Source organism: Mucilaginibacter angelicae (genome assembly GCF_042434235.1).
Taxonomy (GTDB): domain Bacteria; phylum Bacteroidota; class Bacteroidia; order Sphingobacteriales; family Sphingobacteriaceae; genus Mucilaginibacter; species Mucilaginibacter angelicae.
Genome location: NZ_JBHLTS010000072.1, coordinates 1 through 23825, shown reverse-complemented (window position 1 = coordinate 23825; position 23825 = coordinate 1). Strand labels below are relative to the sequence as shown.

The 23825-nt window shown below is 42.7% G+C and carries 27 protein-coding genes; 6 read left to right on the top strand and 21 right to left on the bottom strand.

All coding sequences use genetic code 11. The features are described from left to right. The 5 genes from ACFFGT_RS23370 to ACFFGT_RS23350 form a co-directional block, all read right to left on the bottom strand. A complete protein-coding gene (locus ACFFGT_RS23370) occupies positions 1–216 on the bottom strand; it encodes a FeoA family protein (protein WP_321560051.1) in 216 nt (71 codons plus the stop codon). 639 nt (positions 217–855) lie between these two features. Next, on the bottom strand, positions 856–1254 hold the full coding sequence (locus tag ACFFGT_RS23365; protein WP_377024934.1) for a VanZ family protein: 399 nt from the start codon (positions 1252–1254) through the stop codon (positions 856–858). A gap of 1 nt (position 1255) precedes the next feature. Continuing rightward, positions 1256–1636: a glycine cleavage system protein GcvH gene (gene gcvH / locus ACFFGT_RS23360; protein WP_377024933.1), complete on the bottom strand. Its 381-nt coding sequence runs from the start codon at positions 1634–1636 to the stop codon at positions 1256–1258. Positions 1637–1838: 202 nt separating this feature from the next. Then, positions 1839–2861: a tetratricopeptide repeat protein gene (locus tag ACFFGT_RS23355; protein WP_377024932.1), complete on the bottom strand. Its 1023-nt coding sequence runs from the start codon at positions 2859–2861 to the stop codon at positions 1839–1841. A gap of 43 nt (positions 2862–2904) precedes the next feature. Continuing rightward, entirely contained in the window at positions 2905–3852 is a 948-nt protein-coding gene (locus ACFFGT_RS23350; protein ID WP_377024931.1) for a tetratricopeptide repeat protein, read from the bottom strand. Positions 3853–3992: 140 nt separating this feature from the next. Here ACFFGT_RS23350 and ACFFGT_RS23345 point away from each other — a divergent pair, with 140 nt between their 5' ends. The 3 genes from ACFFGT_RS23345 to ACFFGT_RS23335 all read left to right on the top strand — a co-directional run bounded on the left by ACFFGT_RS23345 (position 3993) and on the right by ACFFGT_RS23335 (position 6627). Next, entirely contained in the window at positions 3993–5204 is a 1212-nt protein-coding gene (locus ACFFGT_RS23345) for a serine hydrolase domain-containing protein (RefSeq protein ID WP_377024930.1), read from the top strand. Between the two features lie 173 nt (positions 5205–5377). After that, the gene (locus tag ACFFGT_RS23340) at positions 5378–5692 is read left to right on the top strand and encodes a YbaB/EbfC family nucleoid-associated protein (protein ID WP_377024929.1); all 315 of its coding nucleotides are present in this window, start codon (positions 5378–5380) and stop codon (positions 5690–5692) included. Positions 5693–5949: 257 nt separating this feature from the next. Further along, positions 5950–6627 carry a metal-dependent hydrolase gene (locus ACFFGT_RS23335; RefSeq protein WP_377024928.1) on the top strand — a complete coding sequence of 226 codons (678 nt, stop codon included), beginning with the start codon at positions 5950–5952 and terminating at the stop codon, positions 6625–6627. Positions 6628–6826: 199 nt separating this feature from the next. On the opposite strand, the gene ACFFGT_RS23330 is transcribed toward ACFFGT_RS23335, so the two are convergent. From ACFFGT_RS23330 to ACFFGT_RS23300, 7 genes are all read right to left on the bottom strand, one after another. Then, positions 6827–7012, bottom strand: coding sequence for a hypothetical protein (locus tag ACFFGT_RS23330; protein WP_377024927.1), 186 nt, complete (start codon positions 7010–7012; stop codon positions 6827–6829). Positions 7013–7085: 73 nt separating this feature from the next. Further along, on the bottom strand, positions 7086–8348 hold the full coding sequence (locus ACFFGT_RS23325) for a glucose-1-phosphate adenylyltransferase (protein ID WP_377024926.1): 1263 nt from the start codon (positions 8346–8348) through the stop codon (positions 7086–7088). Further along, the gene (locus ACFFGT_RS23320) at positions 8345–9769 is read right to left on the bottom strand and encodes a glycogen synthase (RefSeq protein ID WP_377024925.1); all 1425 of its coding nucleotides are present in this window, start codon (positions 9767–9769) and stop codon (positions 8345–8347) included. The genes ACFFGT_RS23325 and ACFFGT_RS23320 overlap by 4 nt, the downstream gene beginning before the upstream one ends. 430 nt (positions 9770–10199) lie before the next feature. Beyond that, positions 10200–13007: a DNA polymerase I gene (gene polA, locus ACFFGT_RS23315; protein WP_377024924.1), complete on the bottom strand. Its 2808-nt coding sequence runs from the start codon at positions 13005–13007 to the stop codon at positions 10200–10202. A gap of 252 nt (positions 13008–13259) precedes the next feature. Then, a complete protein-coding gene (locus ACFFGT_RS23310) occupies positions 13260–13823 on the bottom strand; it encodes a DNA-3-methyladenine glycosylase I (protein WP_377024923.1) in 564 nt (187 codons plus the stop codon). Beyond that, positions 13823–14422 (bottom strand): ExbD/TolR family protein, encoded by a 600-nt coding sequence (locus tag ACFFGT_RS23305; RefSeq protein WP_377024922.1) that lies wholly within the window; start codon positions 14420–14422, stop codon positions 13823–13825. Before ACFFGT_RS23305 ends, ACFFGT_RS23310 begins: the two co-directional genes overlap by 1 nt. Positions 14423–14528: 106 nt before the next feature. After that, positions 14529–14876, bottom strand: a complete 348-nt coding sequence (locus ACFFGT_RS23300; RefSeq protein WP_377024921.1) for a carboxymuconolactone decarboxylase family protein — start codon at positions 14874–14876, stop codon at positions 14529–14531. A gap of 112 nt (positions 14877–14988) precedes the next feature. On the opposite strand from ACFFGT_RS23300, the gene ACFFGT_RS23295 reads away from it, so the two are divergent. Continuing rightward, a complete protein-coding gene (locus tag ACFFGT_RS23295; RefSeq protein WP_377024920.1) occupies positions 14989–15369 on the top strand; it encodes a VOC family protein in 381 nt (126 codons plus the stop codon). 78 nt (positions 15370–15447) lie between these two features. Then, entirely contained in the window at positions 15448–15807 is a 360-nt protein-coding gene (locus ACFFGT_RS23290; RefSeq protein ID WP_377024919.1) for a VOC family protein, read from the top strand. 200 nt (positions 15808–16007) lie between these two features. Here ACFFGT_RS23290 and ACFFGT_RS23285 read toward each other — a convergent pair whose 3' ends face one another. The 9 genes from ACFFGT_RS23285 to ACFFGT_RS23245 all read right to left on the bottom strand — a co-directional run bounded on the left by ACFFGT_RS23285 (position 16008) and on the right by ACFFGT_RS23245 (position 21953). Further along, positions 16008–16340 carry an MGMT family protein gene (locus ACFFGT_RS23285; RefSeq protein ID WP_377024918.1) on the bottom strand — a complete coding sequence of 111 codons (333 nt, stop codon included), beginning with the start codon at positions 16338–16340 and terminating at the stop codon, positions 16008–16010. Continuing rightward, positions 16340–16999, bottom strand: a complete 660-nt coding sequence (trmB, locus tag ACFFGT_RS23280) for a tRNA (guanosine(46)-N7)-methyltransferase TrmB (protein ID WP_377024917.1) — start codon at positions 16997–16999, stop codon at positions 16340–16342. The genes ACFFGT_RS23285 and trmB overlap by 1 nt, the downstream gene beginning before the upstream one ends. A gap of 103 nt (positions 17000–17102) precedes the next feature. Beyond that, the gene (locus tag ACFFGT_RS23275; protein ID WP_377024916.1) at positions 17103–17549 is read right to left on the bottom strand and encodes a hypothetical protein; all 447 of its coding nucleotides are present in this window, start codon (positions 17547–17549) and stop codon (positions 17103–17105) included. 3 nt (positions 17550–17552) lie between these two features. Beyond that, a complete protein-coding gene (locus ACFFGT_RS23270) occupies positions 17553–17903 on the bottom strand; it encodes a phage holin family protein (protein ID WP_377024915.1) in 351 nt (116 codons plus the stop codon). A gap of 63 nt (positions 17904–17966) precedes the next feature. After that, the gene (locus ACFFGT_RS23265) at positions 17967–18233 is read right to left on the bottom strand and encodes a YtxH domain-containing protein (RefSeq protein WP_090532345.1); all 267 of its coding nucleotides are present in this window, start codon (positions 18231–18233) and stop codon (positions 17967–17969) included. Between the two features lie 163 nt (positions 18234–18396). Then, the gene (locus ACFFGT_RS23260; RefSeq protein WP_377024914.1) at positions 18397–19431 is read right to left on the bottom strand and encodes an AI-2E family transporter; all 1035 of its coding nucleotides are present in this window, start codon (positions 19429–19431) and stop codon (positions 18397–18399) included. Between the two features lie 82 nt (positions 19432–19513). Next, positions 19514–19717, bottom strand: coding sequence for a hypothetical protein (locus tag ACFFGT_RS23255; RefSeq protein WP_377024913.1), 204 nt, complete (start codon positions 19715–19717; stop codon positions 19514–19516). A gap of 1 nt (position 19718) precedes the next feature. Then, complete coding sequence (locus ACFFGT_RS23250) at positions 19719–21173, bottom strand: sigma-54-dependent transcriptional regulator (RefSeq protein ID WP_377024912.1); 1455 nt, start codon at positions 21171–21173, stop codon at positions 19719–19721. Between the two features lie 174 nt (positions 21174–21347). After that, positions 21348–21953 (bottom strand): outer membrane beta-barrel protein, encoded by a 606-nt coding sequence (locus tag ACFFGT_RS23245; protein WP_377024911.1) that lies wholly within the window; start codon positions 21951–21953, stop codon positions 21348–21350. A gap of 401 nt (positions 21954–22354) precedes the next feature. Between ACFFGT_RS23245 and ACFFGT_RS23240 the strand changes: the two genes are divergently transcribed. After that, on the top strand, positions 22355–23560 hold the full coding sequence (locus tag ACFFGT_RS23240) for an alkaline phosphatase family protein (protein WP_377024910.1): 1206 nt from the start codon (positions 22355–22357) through the stop codon (positions 23558–23560). Positions 23561–23825: the final 265 nt, after the last annotated feature.

Below are 23825 nucleotides of genomic sequence, written 5' to 3'. Positions count from 1 at the left end.
CTACTGCAAAATGATGGTGGACGCTTCAAACCTGCGTAAGCTAAGCTGGTAGCCTGATACGCTGATGGCAATAGGATCGCCAAGTGGAGCAATACGCGAAATGCGGACTTCTTCGCCAGGTAAACAACCCATCTCCATCAACTTTACCGACATTTCAAGATCGGTAAATTCCTTTACGATACCAATTTCGCCTACTTCCAGTTGTGATAGCCTCATCATTTATAATATAAAACATAGCAAATGTAAGCTTATTTATATTAAATCCAAATAAGATGTGCTGTGATGTGCAGATTTTAAATGTGCAGATGTGCAAATGACTTTAATGTGAAGTTTGGATGCGATGTTTGGATTTCAGATATGCAATTTCAACTGTGCAGTTGGCTTTTTTGTATATTTTTTGTATAATTGATTTGGCTTTTTTACTGACATAGTTATGTCAGTGTTCAACTTTTAAAAAAAGAGGTGTTCAGCTTTTAATTTCTAAAAAATCTAAACCCCTGATTATCAGCAATTATTTGTTCATGCTTGATAATTAGCTGATAGTTGATAAAATTAAAGCATTGATTATCAGCGGTATTTGTTTTGAAAAAAAACGCAAGTGTTTACACTTTAAAAAGTTGAACACCCGCAAATTAAACAGTAATTTTCGCCTGGCCTGATATAGTCTTACGCGCTAACTCATCATTTGCACATCCGCACATTTAAAATCTGCACATCTAACTCATCATTTGCACATCCGCACATTTGGAACCTGCACATTTGATTTTCCCAAAATGCGGGCAGCCGCAGCCTTTGTGAAAAATGCCGCATGATGAAGCTACTGTTAATAACAGCGCAGCCAATAAAATAACCAATCTATTTTTTTTCATTTTTTCCAATCGCCTCAACAGTCAGCATAACACTAAAAATCCCCATACAAGCTCCAAGCACATCGCAAAAAAGATCATTCCAGTCGCCGGTGCGCCAGGTGAAAACGGATACCTGCAACACTTCAATAAGGCCCCCGAAAAATACACTGATAGCCCATATAATAAACACGCCTGTATACGTAAGCCGCCGGGGTTTTTGTTGCCTTATTACGCCAAAACAAACCAGTACAACCTGGGTGAAAAATAAACCGCAGTGCGTTAGCTTATCAAAACCAGCAAAAAACAGCGGCGATTTATCAACAGAATCAAGATGTACAGAGCAAATAACTAAAACAAATAAGGCCCACAAAATAGCGGGCCCATGATATTTTAAGATTAGCTTCATCTTATACGCCGATAACCGTTTTGTAATCATCGGCAGATAAAAGTGAGTCAACATCGGCAGCATCAGCAATGGTGATCTTTACCATCCAGCCTTCGCCATACGGGTCGCTGTTAACCAGGTCGGGTTGGTTGTTTAATGCCGGGTTAACTTCGGTTACAGTACCGGTAACAGGCATAAACAGGTCAGATACAGTTTTTACTGCTTCTACAGTGCCAAAAACTTCGTCTTTAGCAACTTCTTTACCTAATGAAGTAACATCAACATAAACAATGTCGCCCAGCTCGCTTTGAGCAAATTCGGTGATGCCTACGGTAGCTACATTGCCTTCAACCTTTATCCACTCGTGGTCTTTGGTGTATTTTAATTCAGCCGGAAAATTCATGTCGTTAAATTTTGTGTGTTCAAAAATAGTGTAAATATGTTTCAATGTGCAAATTTCAGCTATGCAAATTTATTGATGTGCGGATTTCAGATGTGCAGATATGCAAATGATTTTTGAAGTATTTACTTTTCTGACATTTCCTCAATCTGCACATCTGAAATTTGCACATCTGCACACCAATAAATTTGCACATCTGCATGATTTAAAACTCGCGTTTGGTATGAGCTACCCAGGTATCAAGGGCAATGAGTTGTTTTTCGTTCTCTTTAAACCATTTAACGTTTTCGTCCTGGTTGGCGGCTAATGATATTAGGTGTGCAAATGCCTCCATGTTTTCGCTTTCAGCCATTTGCTTAAAGTAACCAGCCATGTAGCGGGTATAAAACTCGCTTTTAGGATCGCCGTAAAACAGATCGGATATGGCAAATACTTTAGTGAGCTGCAATTTGAGTGAATCGGTAACGGTAAGACTTGATTTGCCCGATGTGGCATTTACAATGGTCATGGGTAAAAGCAAGTTACCACTGTTAAGATCACTGGTATTGATGGTCATGTCAACGCTTTTTTCACCGGTTTTCTTTATGCCGTGGTGCAAAATGTTCTGTATGTTTTGATAGGCTCCTATAGACCTTTTAGTTTGGGGCTCAAGCATCAAAAAGCTGCACCAGGCCAGCAGGGCACAACCGCGTTTGCTCTGCATTTCAAGGGCCATGGCATAAGCACGCTGACTGCTGGCATGTTTAGGATCGAGTTTAATGGCATCTACGGCGCAGTCTTCGCTCTCCTTATATTTTTTTACCCGGTAATAAGTTATGGATAAATTGTAATGCAGGCGCTGATAGTCGGGATCAACCGACAGGCCTTTTTGAAACAGTTCAATAGCTTTTTCGGGTTGATTGTCGTCGTCATAAATACTGCCGAGCATATCATATGCCCCTCCGCTTTTAGGATCGAGCTTCATTAACTTTTCGAGGTATGGGATAGCCTCTTTGGCCTTGCCGCTGCTAAACAGGGTAAAGGACATTTCATGGTAGGCCGTGGGATAATTAGGGTCGAGCTTTAAGGCGGCCTGGTACTTTTCAATTGCTTCGCTGTATTTGCCCTGGTCGTGAAGGGCAACTCCTTCTTTTACAAGTGCAACGGCGTCCTGGTTTGATTGGGCTTTTACTGTAAGCGATAGTGCGACCGCCATAAACAGCAATAGGATTTTGTGATAGGTTTTCATACCGAAATTTACGAAACCTGTTTTGCAAAAAGCAAGGATCGGTCTAAAATTTTCTTTCGGCCGATACCATCCATTCGTCCAGCGCCTTGCGTTGGCCGGCATTGTTTTGCAGCCATTGTACACCGGCCGTTTTATCGGCACTGAGGCTGATTAGCTTAACGGCTGTTGAAAAGTGCGGTGTTTGCGATAGCTTATAAAAAAAGGCGGCATAGTAATTCCAAAAGAAGGTTTTTCCTCCTGTTTTTTCGCCCAGCTTCCCAACCGCTGTAAAGATATTTTTCAACCTGCTTTCCAGTTGATCGCCCGATGTAGCAACAGCAGCGCTTAAAGTTTTATTGAGCATCAGGGTTTCGGCATCTGCTTTCCCTGCTTTTAAGTCGCCGCCTTTTAATAAACTTTGCAGGTTAGTGTATGCTTCGTCGGCACGGGAGCCTTCCGGGTCAAGCAGCAGGAAACTGCACAGGCCCATCAGTGCCGGCACTCTTTTGTTTTGATGAAAAGTTACCAGCCCATATAAACGCTGGCTGTTGGCATGTTTAGGATCGAGCTTAATGGCTTCAATGGCCGCGAGTTCGGCATCGGCATATTTTTGCGCACGGAAATAGGCTATCCCCAGGTTAAAATACAGCGGCTGATAACCAGGCTTTATTTTGATCCCTTCTTTATATGCATCAATCGCCTGTTGCGGCTGATGTGCGGTATCATAAATGCTGCCCATCAGTTCATAAGCCGGGCCGGTAAGATCGCCGCCGGCTTTTATAACCTTGTTTAAGTAAGGGATAGCTTCCGTACCCTTTCCTGATGCATTGAGGCTAAATGCCAGCTGGTAATTGGCCTGTACGTTATCAGGTTCGGAGGCAAGCGCTTCCTTATACTTTTCAATAGCGGCAGGATAATTTTTTTCACTGTTAAGCCTGATGCCTTCTTTTATTGCACTGTTAACATCAGTATTTTGAGCCTGTGCCAGCCCTGAGGCGAGCACCAAAGTCATAATAAGCAAACATTTTTTCAACAAAATCATACTTAAACATACTAAAGAGTGCTAACTAACAGAAAAATTTAAAACTTTAATTAATACCTGCTGTATAATTTCTAATTTTCGCGTTCGTTTAGTGTGAGATAAATTGCTTTATGAGATTAGTGTACAAAAGCCTGGTAGTGTTTACTGCCCCCCTGTTACTGTTAGCCTGTTCATCCAAAAATAAAAATAAAGACCAATCGCAATCGCAGGTTGTAGTCAAGCCGCTCGACACTACCGCCCTGCTGGCCTATAACCCTAAAAACGCCGATAAAAGGATCGATGCCGTAATGCAGGAGCTGCACCGTACCCGCGGCTTTAACGGCAATGTGCTGGTGGCAAAAAAAGGTAAAATAGTTTATGAAAAAGCCATAGGTTGGGCCGATTACCTGCACCGCGACAGCCTGAAGATTAACTCGCAGTTTGAGCTGGCTTCGGTTACCAAAACCATGACATCAACCGGGATCCTCCTGCTGATGGAACGCGGCAAACTGAAGCTTGACGATGATGTTAAAAAGTTTTTTCCCGATTTCCCGTACGATGGGGTAACCATTCGCCTGTTGCTCACCCACCGGTCGGGAATGATGAACTATGTATATTTTGTTGATGATATATACCGCAAAAATCATTTGAACCAGCGCAAGGGGCTTACCAATGCTGAGGCCATGAAAATGATTGCCGATTATAAGCCGACGCGTTTCAACGAGCCTAATAAGCGTTTCCTGTATAATAACTCCAACTTTATGGTGCTGGGCTCCATCATTGAAAAAGTGAGCGGCATGAGCTATGCCCAATTTATGCAGGAAAACGTGTTTAAACCGGCCAGCATGGCGCATACCCATGTTTACTCAAAAGCGGTATATGATAAAATTCCGGTTGATGTTGTTGGGCACGACCGCGGCCAGTGGCGCTATTCGGTAGCACAAAACTTTTTGGATGGGCCCGTTGGCGATAAGGGTATTTACAGCACTGTTGGTGATCTGTTCCTGTTTGACCGTGCGTTACGCGCCGGACTGCTGTTGAAACAGGCTACACTTGACTCTGCCTATGTACCACGTAACCCAATGCTGCACGGGCACTTTAGTTACGGTTACGGCTGGCGTACCTTTACTGCGCCGGGCCAGGAAGTGATTTACCATACCGGTTGGTGGCATGGTTTCAGGCATATTTACCTGCGCGATATGAAGAATGATATTACGGTAGTATTGCTTACCAACCTGGCCAATGGCAGCCTGCTTAAGCTTGATGACCTGTTTAATACTGTTGGCATGCCTGTTGTACGCAAAAGTGCGTATAATGGTAATGGCGATACCAGTGATGATTAACTTTTCGATGTGCAGATTTTCGATGTGCATATGTGCAAATTGGTGGGATGGAATGAAAATTGAGGCTCATTAGGCAGATGATCTAAAAATCATCTGCACATTTGAAATTTGCACATCTGCATATTAAAAGTCATCTGCATATTTGCACATCTGAAATCTGAAATCAAAAAACAATGTTTGATAAACTAATGGAAGCCCAGCAAAAGGCTGGCGAAATGAAAAAACGCCTTGATGCTATCAGTGTATCAGGCTCGGCCGAGGGCGGCAAAATAGTTGTGAACGCGAATGCCAATAAAGTGATCCAATCAGTAATAATTGATCCTGGTTTTTTAGCAGATGTTGATAAAGAAGAACTGGAAGAATTACTGGTTGTTGCAGTCAATAAAGCCCTTGAGCAAGCCGAAAACATTAGCCAAAGCGAAATGGCGGCCATGACCCAAAGTATGTTTGGTGGTTTGGGCGGTTTGGGTAATATGTTCGGTAAATAAGCCTGATTCTTAGGTCTTTTTAAAAGATAACAAAGCGTCATTGCGAGGAACGAAGCAATCCCCGATTAGCAGGTCCGCCCTGTAAAGTTTGGGATTGCTTCGTACCTTACAGAAATGACGTTTTTTGATTCATTATCCACCTCAATTTTGAATCATACATTAAACCTGTTCAAACACATATTTGTAACTTTTCTGCCACTAAATCAAATCGCTTCGGTAAGTGTTTACTTTTGATCTGATCATAAAATAAAATTTCTATGAAGACTACTTATTATGGCCAGTCGGCCCTTGAGATTGTAACCGGTGGGAAAAAACTACTTTTCGATCCTTTTATAAGCCCTAACCCGCTGGCAAAGGATATTGATATTCACAGCTTAAAACCCGATTATATCCTGATATCGCATGGTCATGGCGACCACGTGGCCGATCTTTTGGAAATTGCTAAAAGCAGTGGCGCAAAGGTGATCTGCATTGCCGAAATTGCCGGATGGCTTGGCACCAAAGGCATTGAAAATGTACACGGAATGAACATTGGCGGTGGCTTTAACTTTGATTTCGGTCGCGTTAAAATGGTAAATGCTGTACATTCAAGCACTTTGCCTGATGGTTCACCAGGCGGTAACCCAGCCGGCTTTGTTATTTATGCCGAAGGAAAAGCGGTTTATTTTGCAGGTGACACGGCGCTTACTTATGATATGAAACTGCTGGAAGATGAAAACCTCGACTGGGCATTTCTTCCTATCGGCGATAATTACACCATGGGAGCCGATGATGCTATCAAAGCTGCGGCGTTCATCAACTGTAAAAATATTATCGGCGTTCATTATGACTCATTCCCGGTTATTAAAATTGACAAGGATGAAGTATCCGGGAAATTTATCAAAGCCGGTTTGAATTTGAAATTACCTGCTATTGGGGAGACTATAGAGTTGTAAAATTAACCATGTCATTGCGAGGAGGAACGACGAAGCAATCTCGTAGACATGCCTACCGAACATGCATTGGCTACGAGATTGCCGCGCTTCGCTCGCAATGACATACTTTTTTCAAACGCAAACAGCCCCGGCATTTTACCGGGGCTGTTTGCGTTTAGGATACCAATACCGGAATCAACTTCCTGCTCAGAAAAAAGACTTATTTTTTCATCTTCATGGTGTCTTTTTTCATGGTGGTATCTTTTTTCATCTTCTTTGTCTTCGTTTTCTTCTTGGTAGTATCTGTTTGCATAATGCCTTTTGACGGGCTAACTACAGTAACATGAGCGAAAACGCTGCCGAAAGAGATCGCTGCTAAAGCGATCATACATAGTGCCTTTTTCATAGTTGATTATGTTTTAGATGGTTAGTACTATCTATAACAAATTAACTATGGTTTGTTTTTTTTTATTTTTTAATTAAATAACTGTACCGCTTGGTATTATGGCACGTTTCTTAACTACTACAATTCCGTCTTGCACGGTATGGGTGCCATAATCACCGTCTTCAAGCTTCTCGCCGCAGTTAATGGTTACGTTATCGCCTATGTAAGTATTTTTATCAATGATGGCGTTCAGGATGTGGCAATTATCGCCTATCCCCATAATTGGAGATCCGCTTTCTTTCGATTCGGCAATCTCCTCAAGGGTTTGATAATTGTCGCTGCCCATCACATAACAGTTTTCAATAATGGTATTAACACCAATACGGGTACGAATGCCTATTATCGAATGCGTGATCTGTTTAGCATTGATGATGCAACCATCGGCAACAATGGATTTTTCCATCAGTGTACCTGATATTTTTGACGGCGGCAACATGCGTGCACGGGTATAGATCGGGTTTTTATCAAACAGGTTGAATTTTGGGATATTATCAGTTAAGCCCAGGTTGGCCTCAAAAAATGAAGGGATAGTACCGATATCTGTCCAGTAGCCTTCGTATTGATAGCTGGCTACACGATGGCCCTCAATTGATTGCGGGATAATTTCTTTACCAAAATCGGTGCGCTCGTTGCCTTCAAGCAATTCATATAACAGCTTGCGGTTAAAGATGTAGATCCCCATGGATGCCAGGTATACACGGCCTTCTGCCTGCATCTCCGGACTAACCTCTGAGGCCCAGCTTTCAAAATTGCTTTTTGGCTTTTCGATAAACGAGGTGATCATGTTGTTCTCATCCGTTTTCAGGATGCCAAAGCCCGGTACATCGGCTGCATCAACAGGGATGGTGGCTATGGAGATTTCAGCATTGGTTTCAATATGATGATTGATCATATCTTCAAAATCCATCTGGTACAACTGATCGCCCGAAAGGATCAGTACATACTCAAATTCATGTACAGCCAAATGGTGTAAGCTTTGCCTTACAGCATCCGCAGTACCCTGGAACCAGGCCACGCTCGACGGTGTTTGCTCTGCTGCAAGGATATCAACAAAAGCGTCGCTAAAACTACTGAAGTGATAAGTGTTTTTAATGTGTTTGTTTAATGATGCCGAGTTAAATTGCGTTAACACATAAATGCGCGTAATACCCGAGTGCAGGCAGTTTGAAATAGGGATATCAACCAAACGGTATTTACCCGCAATTGGTACTGCCGGTTTTGACCGCGTTGCAGTAAGCGGTGATAAGCGGCTGCCCTGGCCGCCACCGAGCACAATGGAAATTACTTTGGATGTCATATGGTTAGTTTTAAGCTTTCGTATAGTTCGGTATATTGTTGTGTGGAGCGTGTCCAGGAAAAATCAAGCGCCATCATTTGCTTGCGGAGCTGCTGCATTTTTGCGGTATCTTTATAAAGCTGCTTGGCCCTGAACACTGAATGACAGATATCCTGCACGCTGGCCTGTATAAAGCGGATGCCGTAGCCCCCTTCGTCGCCAAAGTCGATAACAGAATCCCGTAAACCGCCGGTGCTGCGTACAATAGGCATGGTGCCGTAACGCAGTGCATATAGCTGGTTGAGGCCGCATGGTTCTACGCGTGATGGCATGAGCAGGAAATCGGCCCCGGCGTAAATCAGGTGCGCCAGTGACTCGTCATAGCCAATAAATACATTGCAATGCTCCGGGTATTTATTTTTAAGCTGAAGCAGGGCCAGCTCATTTTCCTTATCGCCTGTGCCTAATATTACAAAGTTCACTTCGCCTTCGTTTTCGAGCAGGCTGCGCTCAATGGCGGCAGGAAGCAGGTCGGCACCTTTTTCAACAACAAGGCGACCGATAAAGGTGAACAATGGTTTTTCGGGATCAAGCTCAAAGCGTTTGCAAATGGCTTCCTTATTTGCCTTTTTACCCTTAGCCAATGTTTTAGCCGAAAACTTGTTTGGGATCATCGGGTCGGTTTGGGGGTTCCAAACCTCGGTGTCGATACCATTCATGATGCCATGGCCTTTAGCCCGCTCAATGTAAAACAGGTACTCCAAACCGTTTGAGTTGTAGGTAAGTTCTTCCAGATAAGTTGGGGATACCGTAGTGTAAAGCCAGCTGCATTTAACTGCAGATGCCAATGGGTTGATACCGCCTGCCCAATCAAGCAAGCCTGTTTTGGTAAGATCGATTTCGGGCAATAATGATAGCCTGTCCCAGCCGAAAGCACCGTGATACTGGCCATTGTGTATGGTAAATACGGTCGGTGTGTTAGCCAGCCGCGTATAAAGTTTTGAATGATAAAGCAGGAAAGGGACTAAACCCGCATGGTGGTCGTGACAATGAATGAGATCGGGAGTTTGCTGTGAATAGCTGATCCAGTCTAAAAATGCCAGCTGAAAGGCCATGAACTGGTCGCGCTCATCAGGGTAACTGTAAATATTTTCCCTGTCGAGCAAGCCCGGAATCTTCACTAAGTAAAGCTCAAACCCAAGTTTGTTTGTTTTTTCTTTCAGGATCTCGAAGAAAAGACGGCGGTTGCCGAGCAAGGTTGCCGCAGCAAAAACAATTTCAAATTCGTTTTCCTGGGTAAACTTACGATCGTAAAAAGGCATAACAACGGCGGCCTGCAAACCTGCAAGATTCTGGTACTTAGGCAATGCGCCAACAACATCGGCAAGCCCGCCAACTTTAGCAACGGGATAGCACTCGGCACTCAAATGGTATATTTTCATTCAGGTTTTATTGGCTCAATTTAAGCAAAGATTACCAAAAGAGAAACCTATGAGAATTAATATAGTTTTGGAAAAATTAGATAAAAAGCACTGAAATTTTATTATCGTTAAGATGTTATAGTTGTAAAAATGATAGGGAAAAGGGGGAATTGAGGATACCATTATCTCCCGGCGTCATTGCGAGGCACGAAGCAATCCCCTGTTTACAGAGCAGCTATGCAAGTTTCTCTGTGCAGTCTGGGATTGCTTCGTGCCTCGCAATGACGGTGGAAATAAAGATTTAACTTGCGCTCGTTTGTAACGAGTGCTTAACGTGGTTGGGCGATTGTATCGCCAGTTTGCGTTTTAAACGCAAACCCATATTAAGCGCTCGTTACAAACGAGCGCAAGGGTATTTTTGTGAAGCTCCCCCTTCAGGGGGCCGGGGGGCTTAATGCGCCTCCAGCCAGTTCAATCCTGAGCCAATCTCTACCATGATAGGCACCTCCGTTTTGATGGCGGTTTTCATGTTGTGCATAATGATGGGCTTTACAATTTCCACTTCATGATGCGGTACGTCAAACACCAACTCGTCATGTACCTGCATGGTCATGCGGGTATCCAGCTTTTGGGCTTTTAGCTCACGGTGGATATTGATCATAGCTATTTTGATCATATCGGCAGCCGAACCCTGTATTGGGGCGTTGATGGCATTTCGCTCGGCAAAACCACGAACGGTAGCATTTGCCGAATTGATATCGCGCAGATAGCGGCGGCGGCCCATCAGCGTACATACATAGCCGTTTTCGCGGGCAAAGTTCATAGTATCGCTCATGTATTGCTTAATACCGGCAAACTGGATAAAGTATTGTTCAATGATTTCGGCAGCCTCCTTACGCGGAATGCCCAGGCTTTGTGATAAACCAAAGGCCGACTGCCCGTAAATAATACCAAAGTTAACCGCCTTAGCATTGCGGCGCTGATCGCTGGTTACCTCATCCAACCCGATGCCATAAACGTTGGCAGCCGTTGCCGTGTGGATATCAAGGTTGTTGATAAATGCCTGCATCATGTTGGGGTCCTTGCTGATCTCGGCTATAATGCGAAGCTCTATCTGTGAATAATCCGCAGATACTATGGTGTGACTACTATCCCGCGGAATAAAAGCTTTCCTTACCTCGCGGCCGCGTTCGGTGCGGATAGGGATGTTTTGCAGGTTGGGGTTAACACTGCTTAACCGGCCTGTTGCAGCAACAGCCTGGTTGTATGAAGTATGCACACGACCGGTTTTAGGGTTCACCATCTGCGGCAGCGCATCAACATAGGTCGATTTTAATTTTTGCAGCTGGCGGAAATCAAGGATGTCACGTACAATATCGCTCTTTGCAGCTAATGAAAGCAAAACGTCCTCGCCGGTTTGATACTGGCCGGTTTTGGTCTTTTTAGCTTTAGGATCAAGCATTAATTTCTCAAACAATACCTCGCCTAATTGCTTTGGCGACGCGATGTTGAATTTTACGCCTGCTTTTTCATATACCGTTTTTTCGTACTGAGCAATGTCCGTTTCCAGTGTTTTGCTGAATTCGCGCAGGGTATCATGGTCTATTTTTACACCCTCATACTCCATATCGGCCAATACATAAATAAGCGGATGCTCTATCTCATTAACCAGTTTCTCGCCTTCAACCTCTTTCAGTTTAGGCTCAAAAACATGTTTAAGCTGCAGGGTGATATCGGCATCTTCGGCGGCGTATTCTTTTATTTTTTCAAATTCCACATCGCGCATATTGCCCTGATTTTTGCCTTTGGCACCAATAAGCTCGGTTATGGATACCGGTTTGTAACCCAGGTAATTTTCCGACAGGATATCCATATTATGGCGGGTATCAGGATCGATGATATAGTGGGCCAGCATAGTATCAAACAGGATGCCTTTTACTTCAATGTTATACCATTTCAGCATCAGGATATCAAACTTAATGTTCTGTCCTATTTTGCCGATGCTTTCGTTTTCAAGGATCTCTTTAAACTCGGTAACTATGCTTTGTGCAGCAGGCTGATCGGCAGGAACCGGTACGTACCAGCCTTCGCCCGGTTTAACTGAAAATGAAAGGCCTACCAGTTCGCAATAATTAGGGTCGGTACCGGTGGTTTCGGTATCAAAGCAAAAAGTTGGTTGCTGGGCTAATATTTTAATGAGTTCGGCGCGTTTTTCAACGGTATCGGCCAGGTGATACTCATGAGGTGTGTTGTTGATGTTTTTTGCAGCGATGGTAAGCTCCTCACGAATGTCTTCCACATCAACCGTCATCGTGGTGCGACCAGTGGCCGTCGCGTTGCCAAAAAGGTCGATCTGGGTACCGGCAGGCTTTAACTCGGTTATGCTGAAATCATCGCCAAAAACGCGCCTGCCTAAAGTGCGAAACTCTAACTCGGCAAAAAGCGGCTCCAATAACTCTTTGCTTGGCGCACATACTTCAAGGCCTTCTTCATCTAATTCAACCGGAACATTTAGTAATATAGTGGCCAGTTTTTTTGACATAAGCCCCTGTTCTTTAAACTGCTCCACGTTTTCGCGTTGTTTGCCTTTAAGCTCGTGGCTATGCTCAAAGATGTTTTCCATTGAGCCGTATTGCTTAATAAGGGTTTTAGCTGTTTTTTCGCCAATGCCCGGAATGCCGGGGATGCCGTCAACAGCATCACCCCATAAACCGAGGATATCAATTACCTGGTCAACCCGCTCAATTTCCCATTTGGCCAATATCTCTTTAACACCCTGTATTTCCATCTCGTTACCCATACGGGCCGGTTTGTAAATGAAAATATTATCTGATACCAGCTGACCAAAATCCTTATCGGGCGTCATACAGTAAACGGTATAACCCTTTTGTTCGGCCTTTTTGGCAAGTGTACCTATAATATCGTCGGCCTCATAACCATCCGAAGTAATAACAGGGATGTTGAAGCCTAATATGATTTTTATTACATAGGGTAAAGCTTTTGCCAAATCTTCGGGCATGGCTTCGCGGTGCGCTTTGTAGCCTTCAAAATCGGTATGGCGTTCGGTTGGTGCTTCGGTATCAAATACTACAGCCATGTGGGTGGGGGCCTCTTTTTTCAAAACATCAAGCAGTGTATTGGTAAAACCCATCATTGCCGAGGTGTTTAACCCATTTGATGTAAAGCGGGGTGTTTTACTTAAAGCAAAATGCGCCCGGTAAATAAGGGCCATGCCATCCAAAAGAAATAGTTTTTTCATCTTTTTATGATTTCACTGATTTTTATTTTCTGGGATTTCATCGATTGATTTATGATTTCACAGATTTTAAAATGAGCGATAGTAATTGATTTCATTATGATGCACCGATAAATTAAATGATCAATGCGATTTTTCCCGTTTCAAAAATACAATTAATGTTGACGAATAATCATCCCTTCCAATTCAAAAATCAAACCGGTTAAATCGTCAAAAATCAATAATTAACTAATCAAGAATCTGTGAAATCCCAAACTATTTGAAACTGCAATCAGGAATATGATCATTAACCATACCTGTGGCCTGCATGTGGGCATAACAAATGGTGCTGCCGAAAAACTTAAAGCCCCGCTTTTTCATATCCTTACTGATAGCGTCAGATTCGGGGCTGGTAGCCGGTATTTTATGCGAATGGTTTACAATAGGTTTGCCATTGGGCATAAAGCTGTACAGGTATTTATCAAAAGAACCAAACTCTTTTTGTATGCCGATAAACAGTTTGGCATTGTTGATAGCAGCCAGTATTTTAAGCCTGTTGCGGATGATGCCTGTATCCTGCATTAAGCGTTCAACATCTTCATCGGTAAAGGCGGCTACTTTTTCTACATCAAAATTGGCAAAGGCCTTGCGATAACCTTCGCGGCGGCGTAAAATGGTGATCCAGCTTAGACCCGCCTGTGCAGATTCGAGAATTAAAAACTCGAACAACGTATGATCATCATGTACTTCTTTGCCCCATTCTTCATCATGGTATTTGATATATAGTTCGTCTGTACCTGCCCAGGAGCAGCGGGTTAGATTGTCGGTTTGATTGCTCATTATATTTGTCTTATGTAGGAATAGATGATAGAAAATTTGCTGATTTTTTGCTGACCTAACATGTCTATTACATTTTTGATTTCGGGGTAAGGGGTTTCTCCATCGGCCATAATAAAAATACGTGTTGACCTATTATGCTTTTCGAATGTAGCTTTGCGCGATTCTTTTATCCATTCGGCTAATTCATCGAGCCTTAATCCCGGTTGATTGTAATAATCCGTAGCATTGTAATAATCCGAAATGTATTTTTTAATTTGAGTCAATGGCGTTCCGATCACATCCGTTTCGCCAAATTTATTTATCTCAGCTGGTGTGAAACCGGCGTGGTATCTACCTCCCATATTTTTTAGTGTTGCCTCGCGTATATCCGGAGCATCAAGCTTTAGCATCAACTTTTTTTGCCCGATAAGTATAGTGGTGATGTAGCTATCAGGATCTGCAGTATTAAAAGATGACCCTGTTGGCAAATTGATCAAAATAGGATAACGTATTGCCGGGCGACCACTCAGCATCAAGAATAATAACACGATCAACAATAAGTTGAACATCGGAAACATGTCTACGTCAAAATGCTTTCTGCGGAATTTAGGTTTGTACATAGCGTGAAAAGGTTAAGTAAAGGATTAAACAAAGGTATTACAAGGAGCGAATCCTATAATGCTAAACAGAATCTGCTTCACTCCTTATAACGATGCTGTTGCGTACTTATTTCACCTCATTCAACTCATCCCAGTACTCCACCGCCCTGCGGTAATGCGGAATAACTATTGACCCGCCTACCAGGTTGGCTATCATAAAAATCTCGTTCATTTCATCGTGGTTAACGCCGGCTTCGTGGCATTTGCCAAGATGGTATTTGATACAGTCGTCGCAGCGCAAAACCATGCTGGCTACCAGGCCAAGCATCTCTTTGGTTTTTACATCAAGTGCACCTTCGGCATAACTGGTTGTATCAAGCGCAAAAAAGCGTTTGATGTTGGTATTGGCTGTTTCCATGATCCTGTCGTTCATCTTAGAACGATAGGCGTCAAATTCTTCTATAAGTTTTCCCACAGTACGTGTGTTTATTAATAAAATATTTAAGCTAATTAAGCTAAAATATTTAGCATTTAAAAGAATGGATTATTATTTTTATGGCGTTAACCAAATTTTTTACGCACTGATTATGGAAAGTTTATCACCCAACATTTTTGTAAATGACATTACCCAAACCATCGGCTTTTATGAGCTGCTGGGCTTCAAAGTTGCAATGAGCGTACCCGAAACCGGAACCGATCTTGTTTGGGCCATGATGACCAATGGCAGCGTCACCATGATGTTCCAGGCTTTCAGCAGCCTGGCCGATGACCTGCCGGAGATAAGCCGCACAGATGGCGGCTCATTATTGTTATATATCAACCTCAAAAATATCCGTGCATTTTTTGAAGAAATAAAGGATAAGGTAACCGTATTAAAAGGCCTCGAAACTACCTTTTACGGTGCTACGGAGTTTTCAATAAAGGATAATAACGGTTATGTGCTTACTTTTGCCGAGCATGAGGCCTAATATTCTCATAAAAGTTAACATTAATTATTAAATATATTATTAAGAAGTCTCCCCTTTAGGGGAGATTTAGAGGGGCATATGATCAACTTTAAACGCGCCGACCATATCCAGGTTTGTGTTCCGTTAGAACGGCTGGAAGAAGCAAGGATTTTTTATACTGATGTTGTAGGATTGAAGCGAATAGAACGGCCGGCTTTTAATTCAAAAGGCTACTGGTTTCAGATAGCTGATATCCAGCTGCATTTAAGTACCGAGGAAGCTTTACCGCGCACATCGCGGCATACAGCCTTTGAGGTTACCGACATTACCGAAGCCCGGCGGCATTTAGAAAGTTTCGGTGTTGAATTTTGGGAAGAACCGGTTATCCCCGGCCGTACCCGGTTTTCGTTTATTGATCCGTTTGGGAACAGGATGGAACTGTTGCAGTTTACGGAATAGTTTTATCGTACTGCCGACGAGGTAAAAAAATCTATGTCATTGCGTGGAGAAACGACGAAGCAATCGCATACTATACAGGCGGCTATGCTTCCGTGCGGTTGCCACGCTGAGCTCGCAATGACATGGTTTTGTAACTTTCGTCTTTTTAATACTTCTCGGCTGAAGTCAAACGGTGGAGTTGGCATTGTAGACAGGCTGCCCTATAGTGCCAGCTCAATCATCGGGTCCCAGAAATGCGATTTGAAATCCTGGATCTGGTCGTCAACTACTTTTACCCCTTCGCTTTCCAGCATATCGGCCATACGATTGCCGCCGAAGTGGGCTTTTGCTGTTAATAAACCCTGGCGGTTTACAACCCGGTGCGCCGGAACCGGTGGTTTGGCATTGCCCGCTGCCTGCATGGCCCAACCCACCATACGCGATGAGCCTTTGGTGCCAAGATATGCGGCAATAGCACCATATGATGTTACCCGGCCTGTGGGTATGAGCCTTGCAACCTGGTATACTTTTTCAAAAAAATTAATGTCCTCCATTAAGCAGTTTCAGTAAATGAAAACTTAAGGTAGTTAATGTTTTTATTATCCTTTAAATATTTTTTCTCGTAGTAAGTTTTGATGGAAAGCACTTCATCGGCATATTCCGAATGGTAAAGGTCTTCGGTTTTAGCGTGAAGGTTTAGCTTCAGTTCATCAATTTTTTCGGCAGTATAGGCATGTAAACCGTCATTGTCGGTTTTGAGGTTAACACAGCCGCCTGGCTTTAAAGTGATGATGTATTTATCTAAAAAGCGGGGAGATGTTAATCTCTTTTTCTCACGGCTTAGCTGTGGCTGCGGATCAGGGAAGGTGATCCAGATCTCATCTATTTCGCCGGGGCCAAAATAATCGAGCAGGTTCTCAATCTGGATGCGTAAAAAGGCAACGTTAGGTACGCCATCTTCAATAGCGGTTTTAGCACCCCGCCAAATGCGGTTGCCTTTATAATCAATACCAATAAAATTTTTGTTGGGGAACATGCAGGCAAGGTTCACGGTGTATTCGCCTTTGCCGCAGGCCAGTTCAAGTACCACAGGATTTTCATTTTTGAAAAATCCGGAGCTCCATTGGCCTTTGAAAGGTTTGCCGGCATCTAATTGCAATACATTGTCAAAGGTCTCAATTTCGGCAAAACGCCTTAACTTATCTTTTCCCACTTTACGTTTTTAAAATAAAGCGCAAAAATATTGAAATTATTAACACGAACTACCTGCTGCAGGATGCATTAAATAGAATTGCACCATTTTTTTTAGAATACCCCTATACTATTGCGCCGCCCACAGGCTTAACATAAGGCGCAGGCTTGTATTCTGCGTCCTCTTTCTTTTTAGTGAATTTGGCAAAAAGAGCTTTTGCTTTATCCCAGATGCCACTAACGGTATCTTCGTTAACATAGTTTGATGCTTTTTGCGAAACAAGACCAACCAGTGTTTTTACTAAAAAATTAGAATGCTTGAAAAGCGTTTTGTTTAACGTAAGCGGAATCACAAACCTGGAGATCAGGTTAAGGATATCGGGATGAAAGAAACTGGTGTTTTTTACGCCGTCGGTATCGTTTGAACGCGGAAACAAAGTAAGCACGGTTGAAAATATGGCAGCCGGACTGTTGACGCGTGCCTTCAACGCCAGCGTTTGTTGCTTTTCGAGTGACTTTAACCTGAATATTTCGGCCTGCAGATCGCTGATGTTGGTGATATGAAGATCCATGGTTTATCGTTTAAATATTTTTTGAATAAAGATGTTGACAAGCGGCCTTTCAAGGTGGCGTTTAAATATCTTGATAAACATGGCTATCAAAAAGTAAAGGATGGCAACACAACCAAAACCTTCCCAGTAGGAGTGAAAAACACTGGCCAGAAAAAAACCTAAGGTAACACTTGCAAAAAGAAATGCCAGTACCATGCTTATCACGGTTACCAAATCGGCAATGATGCTTGCTAATATGGAGGTTCCGCCTTCAATAGCTTCATATTTGAAAAGTTTAAACCGTGTTTCGGCGTATTCCTTTAACTGGTCGACTATTGGCGGTAACGGTGGTTGGGTATCTTTTTTAGCTTCCATAGGTAAGGTTATATATCCCGGATGAGGTTTTTATCTGCATCCGGGATTAGTGTTTATACATGCTTATGCGTGCTCAAGGTCGTCCTGGTATTCTTCTTCGGCACCTTTAATTTTCGACTTGATGTTTTCAACAACTTTGTCTTTTAAACCAACCAGGTTGTCAATTTCGGCAGCTGCGGTATCTTTTATTGATTCGCCAAGATTTTTTAATGATTCAGTTAGCTTGTCGCGGGTTTCATTGCCTTTATCAGGTGCAAACAAAATGCCTAACGCTGCCCCTGCTGCTAAACCGGCAAGCAATGCAACAACTACTTTTGAGTTATCATTCATTGTAATATAATTTAAAGTTGAACATTTGATTAGTTACTCGTAAATATCCTGCCAAATATGTGCATTTGGCGCATTTATTTTTATTTAAGTATAAATTAACTTTTATCCGGTAAACAAATTTTACCCTGTGTTCACAAAACTGTTCAGGGCTGTACGGTATAATTTATACACTGTTTATCCGCTCAAGCCTGTCGGCCGCCATGCGGTTTGTTTCATAAATCTCCAGCAGCAGCATGAAGTATGATAACAGTACCGGGCCAAATACCAGGCCCAGGATGCCAAACAAAGGTAAACCAATAAATACCCCTATTACCGAAATTATGGGATGCGTATTGGCTATACGCTTGTTAATGATCATGCGTAAAACGTTATCAATATTGCCAATAACCAGCAATCCATAAACAAGTATGGCCACTCCCTGCCAGTTATGCCCCTGCGCAAACAATAGAATACTTGCCGGGATGCTCAATGTTGGTGCCCCAACAACAGGCAAAAAGGAAATAAAAGCACCTATTACCCCCCAAAACACAGCATCCGGAATGCTCAGCGCATAAAAACCCAGCGCCAGCAAAAAGCCCTGGGTAACGGCTATTATTCCTTGTCCTAAAACGTTTGAATAAGTAGAATCGCGTAGGGCGGTTGCAAATTTTAATGCATGCTGTTCGCGGAAAGGGGCATACTTTAACAGGCCTGCTTCAAACTCCCTCATTTGCGTAAACATAAAATACAGTATAAAGTATAATACCAGCAGGGTTATTATGGTATTGGCAACATTGCCCAGTATAGATGGAAACAGCCCGGTGGCAAAATTACCTAACTTTTGCAGGGTATCTTCGGCAAAATGGGGTTGATTGAGGTTTGTGCCGGCAAACGTATCAATTTTTGAGATCCATTGATCAATAGGGAGATCTTTGAGGTTGATATTTGATATTTTGCCAACAACCATAATGCTCAGCGTAAGAAAAGGGATCACTATAACAATAAGCGAGCTGAAAATGATGAGCAGGGCAACCAGGGTTTTGTTCCAGTTACGCTTTTCAACCAGGTTTACAAACAGGGGCCTGAAAATAGTATACAATACTACCGCACCAAGAATTGCACTAAACAAACTGCTTATTGCATAAAGCAGAAAACAGCCCAGTACAATGATGCTTACCAGGATGATATTGTTGCGCTGTTTGTAGTTGAAAATTGACATTTAGGCTGTTGTATTGATACTTGCTTAAAACAAAAAAACGCCAAAAAGTTTTAGCGTTTCAAGTATTAATTACAACGCCTTTTTAATTGGTATCGTTAAGCAGTTTATTGATCCTGGTTGAGCTTATTTCTATAGTGTCCATATAAAACAAACAATCCGACGTTGGGTTGGGTATTTCGTACCGTAACTGTTCAAGTGCCAGGTGAATGTTTGATAATTGATTTTTTATATCGTGCCTTAATTTACGCAAGGCTTCGGCATCGTTTTTTTCTGCATTAGCCTCCATATTACTTAAGGTTAATGGCCTTCATTTTATTATAGAGGGTTTTACGGTCGATATTCAGGATCTCGGCTGCTTTGGTTTTGTTGAAGTTAACTTCCCGCAGCACCCTGATAATCGTTTCATATTCGGCCTCAAGCGCGGCATTTTTAAGGTCATGGCGCGGCTCTTTCACCTCTGGCACTTCTGCTGCTGCATACGGTGACGGATGCTGCTGTTGTGCATAGTGGTGATTTGGCGCTTCGTACGATAATTTATAGGTCGACATTTCAAGCGGTAGTGCTTTCAATGTGATCTCATTGCCCTCGGCCAAAAGCGCTGCCCGGCGGATCACATTTTTAAGCTCGCGGATATTGCCCTGCCAGCGGTAGTTCATAAAGCAATCCACAACCTCCTGTGAAAGCGACTCAACATTTCGGCCAAGCTCCTGGTTGGCGATCCTTAAAAAATGTTCGGCCAGTAATATAATATCGTGCCCGCGCTCACGCAATGGGGGCATGTAAATGCTGAACTCGTTAAAGCGATGGTAAAGATCCTCGCGGAAACGGCCTTTCTGGATGCCCTCCTGCAGGTTTTCGTTGGTGGCAATGATAATGCGCACATCAAGGTCAATCTCCTTGGTACTGCCTATTCTTTTAACCTTGCGTTCCTGTACGGTACGGAGTAAAGCTGCCTGGATCTCGTACGATAGGTTGCCTACTTCATCCAAAAACAAAGTACCGCCGTTAGCCATTTCAAAGTGGCCAATTTTGGTATACAAAGCACCGGTAAATGAACCTTTTTCGTGCCCGAAGAATTCGCTTGCTGCAAGCTCCTTGGTTAAGGAACCGCAGTCCATAGCTATAAAAGGCTGGTTGTGCCGCGGACTGTTCAGGTGGATGCTTTTGGCAACCGACTCTTTTCCTGTACCGCTTTCGCCTAAAATAATAACGCTGTAATTTGTTGGTGCTACCAGCTCAATCTGGCGGGCCAGCTCTTTTGATGCACGGCTGGTGCCGGTAACAAACTCGGCCGCAAACACAGTTTTTTTGGCCGCATTAGATTTGGTTTTTTCGGGTAAAATGGCCGCTTGCGGCTCCTCGTCAACCTCAACCAGGGCATGGTGGGTTTCAAAGGCCTTATTTATGGTATTTAAGATCTCATCGGGATACAGCGGCTTGGTGATATAATCATAAGCCCCCATTTTAATAAGCTCAACAGCCATTTTAATGTCTGAATAGCCGGTGATGATGATAACTCCGGTTTTGGGGTATTGGATTTTGATATTACGGAGCATTTCGCGCCCGTCTGTATCTTCAAGCCTGAAATCACATAGTACAAGTTGATATTCACCGTTTTTCAACGCCTCCATCCCCCCGGTACCGCTTGATGCGGTACTAACGTCAAACCCATTCCGCGTTAAAAACTTCGATAGCAATAACGCAACATTAACTTCATCATCAATGATGAGGATCCTCTTCATATTCAGCAATTATTGTGCGGTAAATGTATTATTACGTGTCAAAATACAAACAATGTGCTAATTTATACGATTTATTTAATTATAAGGGTTCATATCAACTAAAAAAACATAATAAAAAAGGGGAGCCCGAATGAGCTCCCCTTTTTTTTGTCAAGGTATTTGTAGGGCCATATATTAAAAGCCGTACGCTACACGTAAACCTATAAAGTTCACTTTGCTTGCATCAACACCAGTTGCATATTTGGTAGTTGCTTCATAGCGAACACCAGCATCAATAAAGCTGCTTGCGCTTACTGGGAACTGAACACCAATTTGCGGAGCGTAAACAAAAGCGGTTGATTTATTGGCGCCAACGTCAGATTTGTTTAACAAAAACGCTGCACCGGCTTCACCCTGAACGTAAAAATTGCTAATAGGGAAGAATTTTAAACCAGCTTTAACCGGGATCAAATGAAAATCGGTAGGGTTAACATTGGTATTACCTACAAATACATCGTTTTTACCAAAAACGTTGTTGTAACCTGCGTTAACAGTAACAAATAATTTGTCTGAAAGAACCGGGATATCAGCCTGTACCGAACCGCCTAAATTCCATTTGTAATTGTCTTTGAAATTACCAAGAGGAATACCTGCGTCAACACCGATGCTGTAACGGATGCCGCTTTTAGTTGTAGTTGATGTTGTAGTAGTGGTAGTAGGTGTAGATGTTTGTGCTTTTGCACCAAATGCTAAGCCTGCAAATGCAAGGGCTAATGCTGAAACTTTGAATAAATTTTTCATAACTATTGTTGTGTTTTTGATATATGTTGTTTTAAACACATGGCAAATTAACAACACAAATCAGATGCGATTTTTCATCCAAAAGTCATGAGTATTTAATCGATTGATTAATAGTAATTTATTTTTTGACCCTATGGGTATTATGGTCAGGACAGTGTCAAATGGCGTTATGATTGCCGTTTTTCTGTCAAAATTAACATTGTATTAACATGGTGTTTTGGGCCTGAAAATGATGAATTCTGCGTGAAATTGAATAAAACAGTACCGGAGCACAAAAAATTGATCGCGAAACATGAGATTAACGCAGGTTTTCATGTTAGGGTTCGATTATCATTCGGTTAAATTATCTCTTCTTAACATAGATGGATTTCGGGCGGATTATTTTCGTTAAAAAAATGATCATGAAATACGCAGGCCGTTATCTAATAGTTTTTATTGCATTGTTGCTTGGGCAGATAAGCCAGGCCCAGGAAAAACAATTTAACCACGGCAAGCGGGTGGTGATCATTATGATGGATGGTTTTGGTATGAGTTATTTTAATAATGCACCTATGCCGCATTTAAAAGCCATGATTGCCAAAAGTTTTTTTAAACAGGTTAACGCTTTAATGCCAACGGTTACCAATGCCAATAACACTTCCATTTGCACGGGTACCTTTCCCGAAGTAAACGGCATTAGCGGCAACTTCTTTTTGAATGATAAGGGGGAAGAGGAATATATGGAAGACAAGCACCTTGTACTTGCTCCGACTATATTTCAAAAATTAAAGGCAGATGGCATCAAGTCGGCATTGCTTTCGAGTAAAAAGAAAAGCACCACCCTGCTGCCCGAAGGTGCCGATATTGTAGTATCGCCGGAAACAGCCGATACATCGTGGGTTAACAGAATAGGGACACCTCCAGAGATTTACAGCGCCGAAGTAAACTATTGGACAATGAAAGCGGGCATTTACCTGTTGAAAAACCGGAAAGACATCCGGTGCATCTATATCCATACTACAGATTACCCTATGCATACCTGGGCGCCAACTGATAGCAGCTCCATCAGGCACCTGGCCAACATTGATAACCTGATAGGCCAGATCAGCGAAACTGCTCCTGATGCTACCATACTCATCACTGCCGATCATGATGTGAACCATAAAAGCCGTTGCATAGATGTGAAGAAAGCATTGCAGCTGCAACATGTTGATATTAAACTGGCGCTAAGCCCCGAAAAGGATAAGTATGTAAAGCACCACCGGGGTTTTGGTGGTGCGGCCTATGTTTACCTCAATAAAGACAGTGATTTGCCTGAGGTTAAAAAAGCCTTATACAAAATTAAGGGAATTGAAACAGTGCTTACCCGTGCCGAAGCGGCAAAAAAATACCACCTTCCGCCAACCCGCATAGGCGATCTTATCGTACTCGGTGATTCAACAACAGTTTTTGGCGATCTGGAAAATGGGGCTGAAGAAGACCTGCCGGAAACATACCGCAGTCATGGTTCTGTTTACGAGATAAAAGTACCGCTTATAATCCTGAACGCTGAAAAGATGCCGCCTGCATCATACTTTAATTATAATAAAGATTTGGCGGGATGGCTGACGGATAAGAAATATTGGTAGGGGGAATCTTATTTATAAAATTGTCATTTCGATGGAGCAGTGGGAGGAAAAAGCGTTGGGGCGAAAGAGAAACTATCTCTTGAGCGATAGCGAAAAATCTTATGCGTCATAAAACCGATCTGCATAGTTCGTCATGCGGGGCGTATAAGATCGTATGCATGAAATAGTTAAAGAAGAGTTCTTGAAAGAAAGGTTGTAGATTAAAGTGAAAACTAAGAACAAACACTTTAAATCAAGAACTCATGAAACAAGTTACACAATTAGA